The following is a 203-nucleotide window of genomic DNA, read 5'->3' as shown; positions in this document are numbered from 1 at the left end:
GGGGCATCGGACCGTCCAGGCCCGACCGGAGGCCCCGGGGCGTGAGGAACCCCGCCCCCGCATCCCCGGACCACGGACACGATCCGTGCACGCCGGACGCGGAGCGAACGCGGGAGACCAGGACGCCCAACACCGTTCGGAGCGTCCGGCTGAGCATGGGTTCTGGCAGCAGGACTCACTCCCGCTCAGTCTTTAGGAACGGT

The 203-nt window shown here is 70.9% G+C and carries 1 pseudogene; it reads left to right on the top strand.

The features are described from left to right. Positions 1–196 (top strand): annotated as a pseudogene (locus ALMP_RS41370) (IS200/IS605 family accessory protein TnpB-related protein); the annotation flags it as partial. Positions 197–203 lie beyond the last annotated feature (7 nt).

The sequence above is a fragment of the Streptomyces sp. A012304 genome (assembly GCF_026008495.1).
GTDB lineage: Bacteria > Actinomycetota > Actinomycetes > Streptomycetales > Streptomycetaceae > Streptomyces.
This window is presented reverse-complemented; position numbering and strand designations above follow the sequence as displayed.